This window comes from Bacillus sp. BPN334 (genome assembly GCF_008368885.1).
GTDB classification, from domain to species: domain Bacteria; phylum Bacillota; class Bacilli; order Bacillales; family Bacillaceae_G; genus Bacillus_A; species Bacillus_A wiedmannii.
Window position 1 is genome coordinate 185361 of sequence record NZ_QOZW01000016.1, and the last position, 18703, is coordinate 204063.

Annotated in this window: 17 protein-coding genes and 1 riboswitch; of the genes, 3 read left to right on the forward strand and 14 right to left on the reverse strand. The window is 37.7% G+C overall.

What is annotated here, in order from left to right; all coding sequences use genetic code 11:
* Positions 1–10: 10 nt before the first annotated feature.
* Together pcrA and pcrB are read right to left on the reverse strand one after the other, a co-directional pair.
* Complete coding sequence (gene pcrA / locus DN393_RS24305; protein WP_149174005.1) at positions 11–2260, reverse strand: DNA helicase PcrA; 2250 nt, start codon at positions 2258–2260, stop codon at positions 11–13.
* A 12-nt stretch (positions 2261–2272) separates the two neighbouring features.
* The gene (gene pcrB / locus DN393_RS24310) at positions 2273–2962 is read right to left on the reverse strand and encodes a heptaprenylglyceryl phosphate synthase (RefSeq protein WP_149174006.1); all 690 of its coding nucleotides are present in this window, start codon (positions 2960–2962) and stop codon (positions 2273–2275) included.
* Positions 2963–3299: 337 nt separating this feature from the next.
* Here pcrB and DN393_RS24315 point away from each other — a divergent pair, with 337 nt between their 5' ends.
* From DN393_RS24315 to DN393_RS24325, 3 genes are all read left to right on the forward strand, one after another.
* The gene (locus tag DN393_RS24315) at positions 3300–3677 is read left to right on the forward strand and encodes a YgaP family membrane protein (protein WP_149174007.1); all 378 of its coding nucleotides are present in this window, start codon (positions 3300–3302) and stop codon (positions 3675–3677) included.
* Between the two features lie 219 nt (positions 3678–3896).
* Positions 3897–4742 (forward strand): SPFH domain-containing protein, encoded by an 846-nt coding sequence (locus DN393_RS24320; protein WP_000660682.1) that lies wholly within the window; start codon positions 3897–3899, stop codon positions 4740–4742.
* Positions 4743–4758: 16 nt separating this feature from the next.
* The gene (locus tag DN393_RS24325) at positions 4759–4923 is read left to right on the forward strand and encodes a type II toxin-antitoxin system antitoxin (RefSeq protein ID WP_001085171.1); all 165 of its coding nucleotides are present in this window, start codon (positions 4759–4761) and stop codon (positions 4921–4923) included.
* A gap of 36 nt (positions 4924–4959) precedes the next feature.
* Here the strand turns inward: DN393_RS24325 and purD are convergent, their stop codons facing one another.
* From purD to purE, 12 genes are all read right to left on the reverse strand, one after another.
* Positions 4960–6231 carry a phosphoribosylamine--glycine ligase gene (gene purD / locus DN393_RS24330; protein WP_048560181.1) on the reverse strand — a complete coding sequence of 424 codons (1272 nt, stop codon included), beginning with the start codon at positions 6229–6231 and terminating at the stop codon, positions 4960–4962.
* A gap of 220 nt (positions 6232–6451) precedes the next feature.
* Positions 6452–7987, reverse strand: coding sequence for a bifunctional phosphoribosylaminoimidazolecarboxamide formyltransferase/IMP cyclohydrolase (purH, locus tag DN393_RS24335; protein ID WP_064477172.1), 1536 nt, complete (start codon positions 7985–7987; stop codon positions 6452–6454).
* 24 nt (positions 7988–8011) lie between these two features.
* Positions 8012–8599 carry a phosphoribosylglycinamide formyltransferase gene (purN, locus tag DN393_RS24340; protein WP_149174008.1) on the reverse strand — a complete coding sequence of 196 codons (588 nt, stop codon included), beginning with the start codon at positions 8597–8599 and terminating at the stop codon, positions 8012–8014.
* Positions 8596–9636 carry a phosphoribosylformylglycinamidine cyclo-ligase gene (gene purM / locus DN393_RS24345; protein WP_070169368.1) on the reverse strand — a complete coding sequence of 347 codons (1041 nt, stop codon included), beginning with the start codon at positions 9634–9636 and terminating at the stop codon, positions 8596–8598. The genes purN and purM overlap by 4 nt, the downstream gene beginning before the upstream one ends.
* A 101-nt stretch (positions 9637–9737) precedes the next feature.
* Positions 9738–11153, reverse strand: a complete 1416-nt coding sequence (purF, locus tag DN393_RS24350) for an amidophosphoribosyltransferase (RefSeq protein ID WP_098275619.1) — start codon at positions 11151–11153, stop codon at positions 9738–9740.
* Positions 11138–13357: a phosphoribosylformylglycinamidine synthase II gene (purL, locus tag DN393_RS24355; RefSeq protein ID WP_000055592.1), complete on the reverse strand. Its 2220-nt coding sequence runs from the start codon at positions 13355–13357 to the stop codon at positions 11138–11140. The genes purF and purL overlap by 16 nt, the downstream gene beginning before the upstream one ends.
* Entirely contained in the window at positions 13341–14024 is a 684-nt protein-coding gene (gene purQ / locus DN393_RS24360; protein WP_000666772.1) for a phosphoribosylformylglycinamidine synthase subunit PurQ, read from the reverse strand. Before purQ ends, purL begins: the two co-directional genes overlap by 17 nt.
* Positions 14021–14275: a phosphoribosylformylglycinamidine synthase subunit PurS gene (purS, locus tag DN393_RS24365; protein WP_000278821.1), complete on the reverse strand. Its 255-nt coding sequence runs from the start codon at positions 14273–14275 to the stop codon at positions 14021–14023. The genes purQ and purS overlap by 4 nt, the downstream gene beginning before the upstream one ends.
* Complete coding sequence (purC, locus tag DN393_RS24370; RefSeq protein WP_001170543.1) at positions 14268–14987, reverse strand: phosphoribosylaminoimidazolesuccinocarboxamide synthase; 720 nt, start codon at positions 14985–14987, stop codon at positions 14268–14270. The genes purS and purC overlap by 8 nt, the downstream gene beginning before the upstream one ends.
* Positions 14988–15075: 88 nt before the next feature.
* Complete coding sequence (gene purB, locus DN393_RS24375; protein WP_000625685.1) at positions 15076–16383, reverse strand: adenylosuccinate lyase; 1308 nt, start codon at positions 16381–16383, stop codon at positions 15076–15078.
* A complete protein-coding gene (gene purK, locus DN393_RS24380) occupies positions 16380–17531 on the reverse strand; it encodes a 5-(carboxyamino)imidazole ribonucleotide synthase (RefSeq protein WP_000196791.1) in 1152 nt (383 codons plus the stop codon). Before purK ends, purB begins: the two co-directional genes overlap by 4 nt.
* Positions 17528–18013 (reverse strand): 5-(carboxyamino)imidazole ribonucleotide mutase, encoded by a 486-nt coding sequence (gene purE, locus DN393_RS24385; RefSeq protein WP_000839368.1) that lies wholly within the window; start codon positions 18011–18013, stop codon positions 17528–17530. Before purE ends, purK begins: the two co-directional genes overlap by 4 nt.
* A gap of 110 nt (positions 18014–18123) precedes the next feature.
* Positions 18124–18225, reverse strand: a riboswitch (purine riboswitch).
* Between the last annotated feature and the right edge of the window lie 478 nt (positions 18226–18703).

The window sequence follows — 18703 nt, forward strand, 5'->3', positions numbered from 1 at the left end:
CATTCCTTTCCTATTGTTTCGTCACAGGTGCAAATTTAGCTAACAAACGTTTAACACCAATTGGGCTTGGGAACGCAATATCTAATTCTTTTGCATCACCTTCACCTTTTACACTGAAAACTGTACCGACTCCCCATTTTTGGTGGGAAGCTTTATCACCTACTGCCCAGCCAATTTGCTCGCCGCCTGTCGTCTTAGCTGCAGGACGCGCGAAAGCTGAACGAGAGCGTGTTGTGGTTGTAGTTGTCATTTTACTTGTAGTTGTCGTTCTGCCTTTTGCACCAAACGAAGTTTCACGCTTTGGCGCTGTTTCATTTAACGATTCTACTAGCTCTGCCGGGATTTCTGTAATAAATCGAGAAGCAGCGTTCATACTTGTTCTACCAAATAAAGTACGCATTTGTGCATTAGATAAATATAACTCTTCTTCTGCACGAGTAATACCTACATAAGCAAGGCGACGCTCTTCTTGCATTTCATCTTCTTCCATTAGAGAACGAGTATGCGGGAATATTCCTTCCTCTAACCCAACAATAAAGACAACTGGGAACTCTAATCCTTTCGCTGAGTGCATCGTCATTAAAATAACTTCCTCACCAGCAGTTGGATCTTCATCGACACGATCAATATCAGCAACAAGCGCTAAGTCTGTTAAGAATGCAACAAGGCTCTTATCTTCGCTTTGAGATTCAAATGTTTGCGTAACAGATAAAAACTCATCTAAGTTCTCTAAACGACCTTCTGCTTCTAAGGTACGCTCGTTTTTCAACATATCGCGATAGCCTGTTTTTTCAATAACTTCTTCTACCAATTCTGTAACAGATAAATACTCTTGCATATTTACCCAGTTGTGTAATAAACCAGAGAATTCTTTTACTGCCTTTGTAATTTTTGCACTTACTCCAACATGCTCAATCTCATCGAATACAGCAGTTAATGAAATTCCATTTTGTACACCGTAATTAATAATTTTATCGATAGAAGTCGCACCAATTCCGCGCTTTGGCATGTTAATAATACGTGCGAAACTAATCTCATCATCTGGATTCCCAATTAAACGTAAATACGCCAAAATGTCTTTAATCTCTTTACGATCGTAGAACTTCGTACCGCCGACAATTTTGTAAGGAATATTAGATTTCAGGAAAATCTCCTCGACCATACGAGACTGCGCATTTGTACGATATAACACTGCAAAATCAGTATATTTTCGTTTTCCCATTTGAATATCGTCACGAATTTTTTTCGCAACAAAATATGCTTCGTCTTTTTCCGTCGCAGCACGGTAATATGAGATTTTGCTTCCAACTTGATTGTCTGTCCATAATTTTTTCGGTTTACGGTTTGAATTTTTTTCAATAACAGCATTCGCTGCATTTAAAATATTTTGTGACGAACGATAGTTTTGTTCTAACAGAATAACTTGCGCATTCTCATAGTCTTTTTCGAATGACAAAATGTTAGAAATGTCAGCCCCGCGCCAGCGGTAAATAGACTGATCTGAGTCACCTACAACACATAAATTTTTAAAACGTGCTGCTAAATGTTTTACAAGAAGGTACTGCGCTTTGTTCGTATCTTGATACTCATCCACGTGAATATATTGGAACTTACGCTGATAAAACTCTAGTACTTCTGGAACACGTTCAAATAGCTGAATCGTTGTCATAATTAAATCATCAAAATCTAATGAGTTATTTTTCAGAAGACGTTTTTGATATTCTGTATATACATCGCTCGTTAATTTTTCATATGGATCAGCGATTGTAATTTTTTTCGCATATTTATCTGCAGATAACAATTCATTTTTCGCATTACTAATACCAGCTAAAATAGAGCGCGGCTCAAATTTCTTCGGATCAATATTGCGCTCTTTCATAATTTTTTTGACTACAGTTAACTGATCGCCTGAATCTAAGATTGTAAAGTTACGATTAATACCAATACGATCGATATCACGTCGTAAAATACGTACACACATAGAGTGGAACGTAGAAATCCAAATATCTTCTGCTTCTGGTCCGACAAGTGTATCAATACGCTCGCGCATTTCACGAGCCGCTTTATTTGTAAAGGTAATAGCTAGTACATTCCATGGCGCTACACCTTTTTCACCAAGTAAAAACGCAATACGATGTGTTAACACACGTGTTTTACCACTACCTGCACCTGCCATTAATAGAAGTGGTCCGTTCGTTGTTTGTACTGCTTTTTGTTGCTGCGGATTTAAACCATTTAATAACCTATCTGTCTTACTCATATACGCCTGCACCTACTCTCCTTTTACTGCTTTAACTGTTTTTAACGCTGCTTTTATATCATCATAAATAATATTTCCAACAACTATTGTATCAGCATACTGCGCCATTTCTTTCGCTTGTTCTGCATTAGAAATACCGCCACCATAATACAACTTCGCTTGTTTTAATTCTGCTTTTACATTTTTAACAAGTTCACTGTCTCCATACGTACCGCTATATTCTAAATAAAATATCGGTAAACGTAATAGCTTGTCTGCTAAACGCGCATATGCAATCACATCATCTTCTGTTACATCACATTTCGCATCTGTAAGCTGGGCTACTTTCGCTTCAGGATTTAAAACACAATACCCTTCCATGAAAATTTCGTCCCAATCCATAATATCCCCAAATTCTTTCAAAGCCTCATGATGAACACCAGTTACCCATTCTACCTTTCGGCTATTTAAAACGCTTGGGATATAATAAAAATCAAATCCTGGTGTAATTGCTTCCACATCAGAAACCTCTAACACACAAGGAACTGCATATCTACGAATGCTAACTAGCATGTGTAGTACATTATCAATTGTCACTCCATCACTTCCGCCTACAATAACAGCATCTGTTCCAGACTCACAAATCATTTCTAAATGTTCGTCACTTAACTCCTTATTTGGATCAAGCTTAAATACATGTTTCCACCCGGAAATATCGTACATGAAAACACCCTTTCTTTTCTCTATTTATATATATTCCTGTTCAAAATAACAGTTTATTTTCATTAGGATTTTTTAACTTCATCTTACATATTTGTTTAAAACGGAGAATTAAATTTGGAATTCCCTCTTCCATAGTTTTTCAAACGAGAGGATTTAACTTTGAACTTCCTTTTATGCATTCTTTCATTATAACAAAAAAAGCTACTTACACACACGCACATTCCAACATCTTTTTCAACGTCAAATGTTGGATTACATATCCCAAAAGTCACACGGGATACTAATAAGAGAAATAGTATTATCTATTTCAACTTTCATAAAAAGGAGTGTTTTTCTAATGAAGCAAAACATCGGTACAATAAATGCCCTAATTCGAATTACACTCGGACTTATCCTCTTCGGCTGTAGTAGCGCTAAACTTGTACGCAAGCCGTGGTCCACTTGGTCTAACGTCTTGCTATGGATTGGTGCAATGAAAATCGCAGAGGGAATTGTTCGTTTCTGCCCCGTTGTTGAAATGTGGAAATTCGGAAAATACATGAATATGGGGGCATTTAAAATGCCTAGCATGAATTTTACTGAAAAGGGACATGCTAAAGAAGAAGTGAATCAAACTTCCAATCACGACAAACCACAGTCAAATGGAAGTTTTGACGCTTCTGACAAAGAGATTGAGTCAGCGATTGAAGATATAATCCTGGCAAAACCGCTTTGAATCATTTGTCACGATGCAAGATGCTCTCAAAGGGACTTAGCTGCTGCAGTGGGCGGTTAAGTCTTCTTTATTTTACCATAAAACAGAACGTACATTCTCGTTTCAAACCTCAAAATATACATAAGAGATACCTAATCAATAATTTCAGAAAATTAAGTGTAAAGCCCTTGCATAAAATGATATAAAAGTGATATCATTTTTATATCAGGAGGCGATCATATGAAAGAAAAACAAGTTTTTTATGTAAATGGTTTTCTCGGTATTATCGGGATTTTAATTTTAGCCGCTATCGGTGTATTTTTCCTTGTACAAGAAATTTTCATAGGAGCGGCATTAACTATTATTTTAGCCGCAGTTCTTGCTACAGGTATTGGTATTGTTCAACCAAACCAAGCAAAAGTTATTACGTTTTTCGGTAATTATTTAGGAACAATTCGTCAAAACGGTTTATTTTTAACAATTCCATTCGCATTCCGTCAAACGGTATCGTTACGTGTTGAAAACTTTAATAGTAAGAAGTTAAAAGTAAACGATATTGAGGGAAATCCAATTGAAATTGCAGCCGTTATCGTATATAAAGTAGTTGATTCTGCAAAAGCAATGTTCGGTGTTGAACATTACGATCGATTTGTAGAAATTCAAAGTGAAACAGCAATCCGCCACGTCGCAACAAAATATCCTTATGACAATTTCCAAGATGAAACTTGCATCACGTTACGCGGAAATACTGAAGAAATCTCTGAAGAATTAAAACGTGAGTTAGAAGCGCGCCTTGAAATCGCTGGCGTAGAAGTATTAGAAACTCGTTTAACACATTTAGCTTACGCAACAGAAATTGCCCATGCAATGCTACAACGTCAACAAGCAAAAGCAGTATTAGCTGCTAGAAAAGAGATTGTTGAAGGTGCTGTGAAGATGGCGAAAGATTCAATCCATATGTTAGATGAGGAAGGCGTACTTGAATTAGATGACGAGCGTAAAGCAAATATGGTGAACAACTTATTAGTTGCCATCGTTTCAGATAAAGGTGCGCAACCAGTTATTAATACAGGAAGCCTATACTAAAGGGTTGTAAATCATTATGGCTAAAAAGAAAAGCTTTCCATTACGTATTGATCCTGAATTACACGCAGTCATCGAAAAATGGGCGAATGATGAGTTTCGTAGCGTCAATGCACACATCGAGTATTTACTTCGAGAAATGGCAAAGCAAAAAGGAAAATTGAAAAAAGATAAAGATGCATAAAAAATCCCGCTGAGAAATCAGCGGGATTTTTACATATTAGCTTCTCGTCATCTCATGACCAATTGCACGATATCCTATATCACTTCGGTAAAATAGACCATCACTCTCAATTTTGCCGATTTCTTTATACACCTTATCTTTCGCTGTTTGTAAACTGTCCGCCTTACAAGCGACAAATAGTACACGGCCGCCATTTGTTACAAAGTCACCATGCTTCATCGCTGTACCTGAATGGAAAACAATTACATCTTTCAGTGCATCTAATCCTTTAATAATGTCACCTTTTTTATATGCTTCCGGATATCCTTTTGAAGCAAGTACAACACCAATTACCGCTTCCTCTGACCACTGTAACGTTAATTCACTTTCATCTAATACAGCGTTACATACATCAACTAAATCATTTTCTAAGCGAGGCAATACTACTTCCGTTTCAGGATCACCAAAGCGTGCATTAAATTCAATTACCTTCGGGCCATCATTTGTTAAAATAAGTCCCGCATATAAAATTCCTGTAAACGAACGGTTTTCTGCAATCATTGCCTTGGCAGTTGGATGTAATACCATTTTTATTGCCTCTTGAACTGCTGATTCTGGAATTTGTGGTACTGGAGAATACGCACCCATTCCGCCTGTATTTGGACCTTTATCACCATCAAAAGCTCGTTTATGATCTTGCGCAATTACCATCGGATGCACAGTTGTTCCATTTACAAATGCCATTAATGAAAATTCTTGTCCATCTAAAAACTCTTCAATAACGACCTTCTTGCTCGCTTCGCCAAACTTCACATCTTGTAGCATCTCTTTCACAGCTTGTAATGCCTCTTCAAGCGTCATTGCTACCGTTACACCTTTACCAGCAGCTAGGCCGTCAGCTTTAATAACGATTGGCGCACCAACTTTTTGAATATACTGTACTGCTTCTTCATAGTCTGTAAAAGTTTCATATGCTGCAGTTGGAATATCATATTTTTTCATCAATTCTTTCGTGAAAGCCTTACTACCTTCAATAACAGCAGCCGCTTTATTTGGGCCAAACACACGAAGTCCCTCTTCTTTAAAGCGATCAACAATTCCATTCATAAGCGGAATTTCTGGTCCAACGAAAGTTAATTCAACCTTATTCTCTTTAGCAAATAAAACTAATGCGTCAAAATCATTTTCATCAATATCAACTGGTGTTGCAACATCGCGCATACCTTCATTACCCGGTGCTACATATACCTTTTCCACCTTTTCAGATTGCGCAAACTTCCAAGCTAAAGCATGCTCACGCCCACCGCGGCCAATTACTAAAACATTCATATTTCATCCCCCAATACTTAAATAAGTACAAACTAGAAGCTCTGCTCCTAGTTTGTTTTCATATCAATAAAGGTTTAAAAAGGAGGATCAGAGAACCGAGCAGGTCGAGGCGCATTTGACAGGAGGACACGGAATGTAGCTTTCCTACATGAGTACCGCACTGGCAATGCAACGACGACATGCGACAGTTATCTTGACCGGACCTTTTAAACATCCTCTACTAGTGTTTGAAATGACGTACGCCAGTGAACACCATCGTAATCCCATACTTATCTGCCACTTTGATAGAATCTTCGTCACGGATTGATCCGCCTGGTTGAATGATTGCTGTAATCCCTGCTTTTGCTGCTTCTTCTACTGTATCTGGCATTGGGAAGAAAGCATCAGATGCAAGTGCGCTACCTTGTGCTTTTTCACTAGCTTGTATAATTGCGATTTTTGCAGAACCTACACGATTCATCTGTCCTGCACCTACACCAACTGTCATGTTATCATTCGCTAAAACAATTGCGTTTGATTTCACATGTTTTACAACTTTCCAAGCTAGTTTTAAATCTTTCCACTCTTGCTCTGATGGTTCACGTTTTGTCGGAATTGAAATTGTACTTTCATCTAATGATAACGTATCTTCCTCTTGAACGAGAAGACCACCTTGTACAGAAGTTAGTTTTTTGCTTGCACTTGTCGCTTTTTCAATATTTACAGTTAGTAGACGTAAGTTTTTCTTACTTTGCAATACTTCTAAAGCTTCTTTTGAGAAAGAAGGTGCAATAATAATTTCTAAGAAAATTTCGTGTAACTTTTCTGCTGTAGCTTTATCAATTTCACGATTTGCTGCAATAATACCACCAAAGATTGATACTGGATCTGCTTCATAAGCGCGTGTGTATGCTTCATGAATATCAGTACCCACTCCAACACCACATGGATTCATATGTTTTACTGCTACTACTGCTGGCTCTGTAAATTCTTTTACAATACTAAGTGCTGCATCTGCATCGTTAATATTGTTGTAAGATAATTCTTTACCGTGTAATTGTTCTGCGTATGCAACAGAAGAAGTTACAGCGAATGGTGCTTTATAGAATGTTGCTTTTTGATGTGGATTTTCTCCATAGCGTAAATCTTGTTTTTTCTCAAATGTCACTGTTAATGTTTCTGGGCTTTCTTCACCCATTTGCTCTGTTAAGTAGTTAGAGATTAACGCATCATATGCCGCTGTATGACGGAATACTTTCGCTGCTAATTTACGTTTCGTTTCTTCTTTTACTTCACCGTTCTCTTTCAGTTCTGCTAATACAACATCGTAATCTACTGGATCTACAATTACCGATACAAATTTATGATTTTTCGCAGCAGAGCGAATCATTGTTGGACCACCGATATCAATATTTTCAATTGCATCAGCAAATGTTACATCAGGCTTAGCGATTGTTTCTTTGAATGGGTATAAGTTAACAACAACAAAATCAATTGGCTGCATACCTAACTCATTCATTTGCGCTACATGCGTTTCATTATCGCGAACTGCTAATAGACCACCATGAATGTTTGGATGTAATGTTTTTACGCGGCCATCCATAATTTCTGGGAACCCAGTTACTTCAGAAATACCAATTACTTGTAAGCCATTTTCTTCTAGTAATTTTTTCGTACCACCTGTTGAGATAACTTCGATCCCTTGTTCTAGTAAACCTTTAACAAATTCCACTACTCCTGTTTTATCTGAAACACTTACTAATGCACGCTTTTTCATTTATCCTTCACCCCTGGTTGTATGTTAGTTAACAGTTGGTTCTTTCACAGATTGAACAATTTGATTCACTGTATTTACGTATAATTTATGTTCAACTTGTTGAATTTTCTTTTGTAAGCTTTCTCTCGTATCCCCTTCAGAAACAACTACTGCTTCTTGCGCAATAATTGGTCCCGTATCCATACCTGCATCTACATAATGAATCGTTACTCCAGTTACTTTCACACCTGCTTCTAACGCTTGACCAACAGCATCTTTCCCTGGAAAACTCGGTAATAATGATGGATGAATATTAATAATCCTTCCGCCGTAAGCTTCTAGTAATGTCGGCCCAATTAAACGCATATATCCAGCTAAAATAACATAATCAATTTCATACTCTTCTAGCTTCTTTAATATTTCTTTTTCAAACGCTTCTTTTGATCTATATGCTTTCGCTGAAAAAGCGAAACATGGAATATGATGATAATGTGCCCGTCCAACAGCGCGTGCTTCTGGTTTATCACATACTAATAAACTAATATCTGCATCTAATCTTTTTTCTTCTACCGCATTGATGAGAGATTGAAAGTTAGAGCCGCTTCCAGAAGCAAAAACTGCTAATCTACTCATAGTGCTGTGCCCCCATTGAAGGTAACGCCAGTCCCTTGTACAGTACGTCCAATAATACGAGCTGTTTCTCCTTGCTCTTCAAGAAGACGAACAATATCTTTTGCCTCTTCTTCCTTCACTGCTACTACCATACCAATACCCATGTTAAAAATATTGAACATTTCTTTCTCTTCTAGTTTTCCCACTTCTTGAAGTAAACTGAAGATCGGTTGAATTTTCCAAGATCCTAATTCAATTTCTGCACCGATTCCTTCTGGTAACATACGTGGAATATTTTCAATGAATCCGCCACCTGTAATATGCGCCATACCGTATACTTCATATCTCTTCAATAGTTCTAAAATAGGTTTGACATAAATTTTCGTTGGTTTTAATAATTCTTCACCAAGAGGTAGTTCTAAGCGTCCGTAAATGCGATCTAAAGATAGTTCTCCATCTTCTAGTAATACTTTTCGTACTAAAGAATAACCATTACTATGAATACCGCTAGATGCTAAGCCAATTAACACTTGACCAGCTTTAATTTTTTCACCTGTTACAATTTTCTTTTTATCAACAATTCCAACTGTAAAACCAGCTAAATCGTATTCTTCCGTAGAATACATTCCTGGCATTTCAGCTGTTTCTCCACCAATTAATGCACAACCAGCTTGGCGACAGCCCTCTGATATACCTTTGACGATGTTTTCAATTTTACTAGGTTCAGCTTTACCACAAGCAATATAATCAAGGAAGAAAAGCGGCTCTGCTCCTTGGACAACAATATCATTTACACACATTGCTACTGCATCAATACCAATTGTGTCATGTTTATCTGCCATAAAAGCGAGCATCAATTTTGTCCCCACGCCATCTGTTCCAGATACTAATACAGGTTCTTCTAATGCAAATTTTGATAAATCAAACATACCTCCAAAACCGCCTAGACCGCCTAGTACTTCTTTTCTCATTGTTGTTTGTACGTGTTTTTTCATGCGAGATACCGCTTCATATCCAGCTTCAATATCTACTCCTGCTTGCTTATATGCATTCGCCATCGTTATCTACACCTCGTCTTTTAATTTCTCCCTATTCAGGGCGGGCTGTTTTAAGAAAGAAGCTAGCTTCTACATCAAAAGAAGTAGAAGCTTTTTTCTTCTTATTTCATACTTTCTAAAAGCTCTTGCTCATAATCATAAAGAGCTGTTGGATAATCTCCATTGAAGTACGCCATACATAGACCGCCGTATTTCCCTTCATATGGACGTCCAATTGCATCTACTAATCCATCTTCACTTAAAAATGTTAAAGAATCTGCTCCGATGATTTGACGGATTTCTTCTATTGAATTATTTGCTGCGATTAATTCTTTTCTCGTTTGAATATCAATGCCATAGAAACATGGATACTTAAGAGGTGGTGAAGCAATTCTTACATGGACTTCTGTCGCTCCAGCCTCGCGAAGCATACGAACAATTCGTTTACTCGTCGTTCCTCTTACGATAGAATCATCAATCATCACAACTCGTTTTCCTTCAACTACGCCTCTTACTGCTGAAAGCTTCATCTTAACCCCTTGCTCACGCAGTTCTTGAGAAGGTTGAATGAACGTACGTCCAACGTAACGATTTTTAATTAATCCTAACTCATACGGAATTCCTGTCGCCTCCGCATAACCAATTGCCGCTGAAATACTAGAGTCTGGTACACCAGTAACAACATCAGCTTCAATAGGAGCTTCTGCCGCCAAACGTTTTCCCATGTTTTTACGTGCTGCATGGACGTTAATACCTGCAATATTAGAATCCGGACGTGCAAAGTAAATGTACTCCATACTACAAATTGCATAATCTACTTCATTTGTAAAACGATCTACGTGAATTCCTTCATCATTGATGATCAGTAATTCACCTGGTTCTACATCACGAATGTATGTTGCACCTACTACATCGAAAGCACATGTTTCTGATGCTACAACGTAAGCATCTCCCATCTTTCCAATTGAAAGAGGACGGAATCCATTCGGATCTAGCGCAACAATCATTTCATTTCCAGTTAGTAAAAGATATGCAAACGCACCTTTCACTTTATTTAGGGCCTCTTTTACACTTTCAATTAAAGTATCTTTCGTACTACGTTTAATGAGATGTAAAAGTACCTCTGTATCTGAACTTGTTTGGAAAATACTTCCCTCTGCCTCTAATTCACGACGAAGCATCTTTGCGTTAATTAAATTTCCGTTATGAGCTAACGCCATACTATGATCAGAAAAACGGAATAATAATGGTTGAACGTTAGCAACTTCACTTCCACCAGCTGTCGCATATCGTACGTGTCCAATTGCTGATTTTCCGTTTAAGCCTTCTAGTTCACCTCTTGAAAATACTTCCGATATTAAACCTAACCCCTTGTGACCGACGATTTTCTCACCATTATTTACGACGATGCCTGCGCCTTCTTGTCCACGGTGCTGTAAACTATGCAATCCGTAGTACGAAACTTGTGCTGCATTTTCATGCCCCCAAATTCCGAAAACGCCACATTCTTCATTTAACCCCTTTATTTCAGCAAGCATGGGATTGCCCCTTTCCAAGCCTTTCTCATTTCATCTACATTTGCTGTAAGTAATACTTCATTTTCTTCATTATGAATTGTTACTTCATTTGTATTTGTCACTTCTCCAACTTGAATTGCTTCTACCGCCGTCTCGAACGCTTCTTTATTTTCACGTTTTACAGTTATAACGAAGCGAGATTGTGATTCAGCAAATAATGCCGCTGTTGCTTCTCCGTCTAGTTTCACAGTAGCACCTAAACCATTTGCACCAATTGCACTCTCAGTAATTGCAACTGCTAAACCACCTTCTGCAACATCATGAGCAGATTGAACAAGGCCAGCTTGAATTGCTGCTAATACTTGTTTTTGGCGCTTTAATTCTACATCTAGATCGATGCTTGGTGATTGACCGAAAATTTTGCCGTGAATCATTTTCTGTAATTCACTTCCACCAAACTCAGCTTTCGTCTCTCCAATTACATAAACTAAATCGCCAGCTTGTTTAAACTCTTGTGTTGTTACATGTTTTAAATCGTGTACAAGTCCAACCATCCCAACTGTCGGTGTTGGATATACAGCTTCACCACTACGTTCGTTATACATTGATACGTTTCCGCCGATAACTGGCGTTTGTAATGTGCGACAAGCTTCACTCATACCATCTACTGATTTCTCAATTTGCCAGAAGATTTCTGGTTTTTCTGGATTACCGAAGTTTAAGCAATCTGTAATTGCAAGTGGCTCTCCCCCAGAACATACGATATTACGTGCTGCCTCTGCTACTGCAATTTTACCGCCCACTTCTGGATCTAAATAAATGTAGCGAGAGTTACAATCTGTCGTCATTGCTAATCCTTTTTCTGTACCACGTACACGTACAACTGCTGCATCTGAACCTGGTGTAACAACTGTGCTTGTGCGAACTTGATAATCATATTGATCATAAACCCACTCTTTACTTGCAATCGTCGGTTGTTGTAATAGAGCGAATAACGTTTCTTTATAATTTTCTACTTTTGGTGTTTCCATTTTCATTGCCTGGAATTCAGCAAAGTATGCTGCTTCTTTTGATGGCTTATGATAAATTGGTGCTTCTTCTGCAAGAGCATCTGCTGGTACTTCAGCTACCTTTTCACCTTTATGGAATAAGCGAAGCATTTTGTCTTCCGTTACTTTCCCCATCGTAACGGCTGCAAGACCATACTTCTCAAATAAATCTACTATTTCTTGCTCTCTACCCTTTTTCACAACGATTAGCATACGTTCTTGTGATTCAGATAGCATCATTTCATATGGTGTCATTCCTGTTTCACGTTGTGGTACATCATCTAAGTACATTTCAATACCCATACCTGCTTTACTTGCCATTTCTGCAGAAGATGATGTTAAACCAGCTGCACCCATATCTTGAATTCCAACAAGTGCATCCGACTGAATAAGTTCTAAGCAAGCTTCAATAAGAAGTTTCTCCATAAATGGATCTCCTACTTGAACTGCTGGACGCTTCGCTTCTGAGCTTTCAGATAACTCTTCAGATGCGAATGTTGCACCGTGAATACCGTCACGACCAGTTGATGCTCCTACGTACATTACTGTATTTCCAGCACCGTGCGCTTGCCCCTTTTTAATATCTTCATGATTAATTAAGCCTACGCACATTGCATTTACAAGTGGATTTCCTTCATAACATGGATCAAACTGTACTTCGCCGCCAACAGTCGGAATACCGATACAGTTACCGTATCCTGCAATCCCTGCTACTACTTCTTCGAATAAATATTTCACACGTGGTGACTGTAATTCACCGAAGCGAAGTGAATTTAATAGAGCTACCGGGCGTGCTCCCATAGAGAATACGTCACGGATAATACCACCAACGCCTGTTGCTGCTCCTTGATATGGTTCAATAGCAGAAGGATGGTTATGACTTTCCATTTTAAATACAACCGCTTGATTACCACCGATATCTACAATTCCAGCACCTTCTCCAGGTCCTTGCAGAACGCGCTCACCTGTTGTTGGGAATTTTCGAAGTACTGGTTTTGAATTTTTATAACTGCAATGTTCAGACCACATAACAGAGAATAATCCTGTTTCTGTATAATTTGGCAGACGGCCTAAAATCTTTTCAACCATGGCAAACTCTTCGTCTGTTAGCCCCATTTCCGCATATATGCGCTCTTCTTTAATTTGTGTTGGATTTGGTTCAAGCATTAACGACATATGTTTCCCTCCACTGTTTTAAGATAGATTGAAAGACCTTTAACCCTTCAGCACCGCCAAGTAATTCATCTACAGCACGCTCTGGGTGTGGCATCATACCAAGTACATTTCCTTTTTCGTTTACAATACCAGCAATATCTGAAACGCTTCCATTCGGATTTTCTACGTAACGGAATGCGATTTGATTATTCTCTTCTAATTGTTTAAGAGTCTCTTCATCACAATAGTAATTCCCCTCACCATGCGCGATTGGAATATTGATTACTTCATCTTTTTCATATTGTGATGTAAACATCGTTTCATTGTTTTCAACACGCAGCTGAACTGTTCGGCACATAAATTTTAAGTTTTCGTTTCTCATTAACGCTCCTGGTAGTAATCCTGATTCAACAAGAATCTGGAATCCATTACATACACCTAAAATCGGCTTTCCTTGCTCAGCAGCTTTTTGCACTGCTTTCATTGCATTCGCGAAGCGAGAAATAGCACCACAACGTAAATAGTCACCGTAAGAGAATCCACCAGGTAGTAAAATTGCATCATATTCATCTAAATTCTCTCTATCGTGCCAAACGTAATCTACTTCTTCACCAAGCTCATCTTTAATTGCATGGAACATATCGACATCACAGTTCGAACCTGGGAATACTATGACTGCAAATTTCACTGTGCGACAACCTCCTCAACTTCATAACGGAAGTCTTCCATTACAACGTTTGTTAATAGTTTTTCACACATTTCTTTTACCTTTGCGTCAAGGTCAGATACTGATTTATCAATTGTTAATTCCATATATTTTCCGATTCGAACGTCTTGTACTTCTGTGAACGAAAGACTATGAAGTGCCCCTTTTACTGCTGTTCCTTGTGGATCTAATACGCTTTCTCTTAACGTTACATATACCTTAACTTTATACATGTGAAATTCCCCCTAAACGTTTTAAAATCTCTTCATAAGCTTCTGTTAAATTTCCAAGGTCACGACGGAATACGTCTTTATCAAATTTTTCATTGCTCGTTTCATCCCATAAACGGCAAGTATCTGGTGAAATTTCATCTGCTAAAATGATTTCTCCTTCATCTGTTACACCAAACTCTAATTTGAAATCTACTAGTCTTACACGACAGCTTGCGAAATGATCAATCAACACTTGATTGATTTGTAGAGCCATATCTCGTAATACGCTTACTTGCTCTGGTGATGCAACGTTTAATACACGAATATGATCTTCCGTTACAAGCGGATCTCCTAAATCATCATCTTTGAAGTAAAATTCTACGATTGGTTCTGCAAGTACAGTTCCCTCTTCCATTCCTAATCGTTTTGAAAGACTTCCTGCAATTACATTTCTTGTGACAACTTCTAGAGGAATAATACTCACTTTTTTAACAAGTTGCTCTGTTTCAGATAACTTCTCTACAAAATGTGTTTTTATTCCTACTTCTTGTAACTTTCTGAACAATAAAGTTGTAATCTCATTGTTCAAACGACCTTTTCCTGTAATCGTCTCTTTTTTCTCCCCATTGAAAGCAGTCGCACTATCTTTGTACTCTACCCAAACCATATCTGCTGATTCTGTACGATAAATTCTTTTTGCCTTACCTTCATACAGCAATTCTAGCTTTTGCATTTCGCAAGCCCCCTGTAGTTTGAAAAATGTGAATAATGTTTTTATAAAGAATGGCACAGAATGACTCTATTCTGTGCCATATGAAATTTTACGCTTCGTTTAACCCAAGGCGTTCAAAGATTGTATCAACGTGTTGCATATGATGCTCATAGTTGAAGCATTCATTAATTTCTTCTTGTGATAACTTGCTCGTAATACGCTCATCAGCTTCTACAAGCTCTTTAAATTGTACTTGTGTTTCCCAAGCTTCCATCGCTTTAGGCTGTACGATATCATAAGCTTCTTCACGTACCATACCTTTATCGATTAATGTAAGCATTACACGTTGAGAATAAATTAAGCCGTATGTTCTTGTCATATTGCGTTTCATATTCTCTGGGTATACAGTTAAGTTTTTAACGATATTACCAAAGCGATTTAACATGTAATTTAATGCGATTGTAGCATCTGGTAAAATTACGCGTTCTGCCGAAGAGTGAGAAATATCACGCTCATGCCATAATGGAACATTCTCATAAGCTGTCATCATATAACCACGGATAACACGAGCTAAACCAGTCATATTTTCTGATCCAATTGGATTACGTTTATGTGGCATTGCAGAAGAACCTTTTTGGCCTTTTGCGAAAGCTTCTTCAACTTCACGTGTTTCACTCTTTTGTAAACCACGAATCTCAACTGCCATCTTTTCGATAGATGTTGCGATTAGTGCAAGTGTTGACATGTAATGAGCATGGCGATCACGTTGCAATGTTTGTGTTGAAATCGGTGCTGCTTCTAATCCTAAGTTTTCACAAACATACTTTTCTACGAATGGATCGATATTTGCGTATGTACCAACCGCACCAGATAATTTACCAACGCGAACTGTATCAGCAGCTTGTTTGAAACGCTCTACGTTACGTTTCATTTCTTCATACCAAAGACCAATTTTTAAACCAAATGTTGTTGGTTCTGCATGAACACCGTGTGTTCTTCCCATCATGATCGTGTATTTATGCTCTTTCGCTTTGTTAGCTAAAATGCTTACAAAGTTTTCTAAGTCTTTTAATATGATTTCATTCGCTTGTTTTAAGATGTAAGATAACGCTGTATCTACTACGTCTGTAGATGTTAAACCGTAATGAACCCATTTACGTTCCTCACCTAATGTTGGTGTTTCTGATACAGCACGAGTGAATGCAACTACGTCATGACGTGTCTCTTTTTCAATTTCATAAATACGATCAATATCAAATGATGCATGCTCACGAATTTTTTTAACATCTTCTTTTGGAATATCGCCAAGCTCAGCCCATGCTTCACAAGCTAAAATCTCAACTTCTAACCACGCTTTAAATTTGTTCTCTTCCGTCCAAATTGCACCCATTTCTGGGCGTGTATAACGACTAATCATCTTTTTCCCTCCAACAGTTGTTCTTGATGGTCCCAAATATGCAAACTCTTCGCTTTTTCTAGAGCGACTTCAATATTATCATTTAAAATATTAACATGCCCCATTTTTCGCTGCGCTTTTGCTTCTTCTTTTCCATACAAGTGTAAATAGCACCCGGTTAATCTATTCACTTGTCTTAGGACCCCTTCTATATGTTCGCCTAAAATGTTTACCATGACAACTGGTTTTAACAAATTTGTTTCTCCAAGAGGTAAATTACAGATTGCTCGAATATGTTGACCGAATTGACTCGTTTCACATGCATCCTGTGTATAGTGTCCTGAATTGTGAGGTCTTGGTGCTAATTCATTAATATAAATCTCACCATCAGCTGTAGCAAACATCTCTACCGCTAGTGTTCCCACAAGTTCTAGTTCATCCGCGAGCACTTTTGCATAAGCAATTGCTTTTTGAGAAAGTTCTTCTGTAATGCGAGCTGGAACGATAGATTCATGCAAAATGTTATTTACATGAATATTTTCCGCTACCGGAAATACTTTCGTTTCACCACTTACACTACGACTCACAATAACTGATACTTCTTTTTCAAAAGGCACCCATTTCTCTAAAATACACTCTGCTGCATTCGCAAGCTCTCGTGCTTTATCAACGTCAGCCTCACTTCTTAAAACAACTTGACCTTTCCCATCATATCCGCCTGTCGTCGTTTTCAAGACGGAAGGATATGATAACTCAGTGATTGCTTCAGTAAGCTGATCTTGATTTTGAACTAATCTATACGTTGCTACTGGTAGCCCAGCTTTCTCAATCGCATTCTTTTCTGTAAAACGATTTTGTGTTTTACTTAACAACTGACTGCCTTGCGGTAAGTAAGCATGTTTTTCAAGCCATTGTAAACATCTATAATCAATATTCTCAAATTCATATGTGACAACATCACTAATCTCCGCTAAATGCTGAATTGCTTTTAAATCGTCATATGGTGCAACAATTTCAATATCAGCAACTTGTGCACATGGTGAATTTTTTGTAGGATCTAAAACAGCAATTTTATATCCCATCTCCTTAGCTGCCAATGCCATCATTCTTCCTAGCTGGCCGCCTCCAATAATGCCGATTGTTTTTCCAGGTAAAATGATTCTCGTCATACTAGCTCACTACCTTCGCGCACATCTTTTTTAATTGCTTCTCTTCTCAATTCTAATGCATCATGTATATCATCATGGAATGATCCAAGTATTTGTGCAGCAAGTAAACCAGCATTTGTTGAACCAGCCTTACCAATTGCAACAGTTGCAACTGGAACCCCTCCTGGCATTTGGACGATGGATAATAATGAATCTAAGCCGTTTAACGCTTTTGATTGAACTGGAACTCCGATTACAGGAAGATTCGTCTTCGCTGCAACCATTCCTGGTAAATGCGCTGCTCCACCAGCTCCAGCAATAATAACTTTCAACCCACGTTCACGAGCCGTCTCTGCATATTCAAACATATAATCCGGAGTCCGATGAGCAGATACAACTTTTTTCTCATACGGTATATTTAATTCATCTAAAATGTCACAAGCATATTTCATTGTTTCCCAGTCTGACGTGCTTCCCATTATGACTCCAACTAGTGATTTCATATTAGAATCCCCCCGATTCAAATAAAAAAAGCCTGAAATAGAACAGTTTCTCTTTTACTATGAGAGAAAGCGCTCTACTCAGGCATACGTATCCCTTGTGAATAGAAAAATACCGAGTGACTTTCCCTCATAGTCTAACGAATAACGGTCGTTAGGTAGAGACTTGCAGGCCATATCCCCGCGATTATATGAGGTCTTATATATTATTGTTTCTATGGCTATATTAACAATATTTCATAAACAATGTCAATAAATAATCGAATGTTTTTTTATTACTCACCAATAACGTTCGTGTTTTAGTTATATTCAAAAGAATAATTGTAACTATATGCAAGGAGGATAAGAAATTAGAATATATATTTCTAGAGATCTATTGTACACATAACAGTTTGTATACTTATTCCGTATGCTTTAATATAAAGCATATCATTTATATTCATTTTATTTATAAGGAAGACAATAATGAAAAAACGAACTACACTTTTTTCGTATTTATTCCTTTTTATCGCAGTCATTGCTGTAATTATTTAAAATATATACTTGTGGTAGAAATAACGTTTCCTATCATAGAGATTACTTTAGGAGTACTCGGAAAACCTGAAAAACAAAAAATCATTACTATTACTTTAAATTGCTTCATTTTCATTCTTTTTTCTTCTTTAGGGTTATTAAATTTATGGATTATGACAT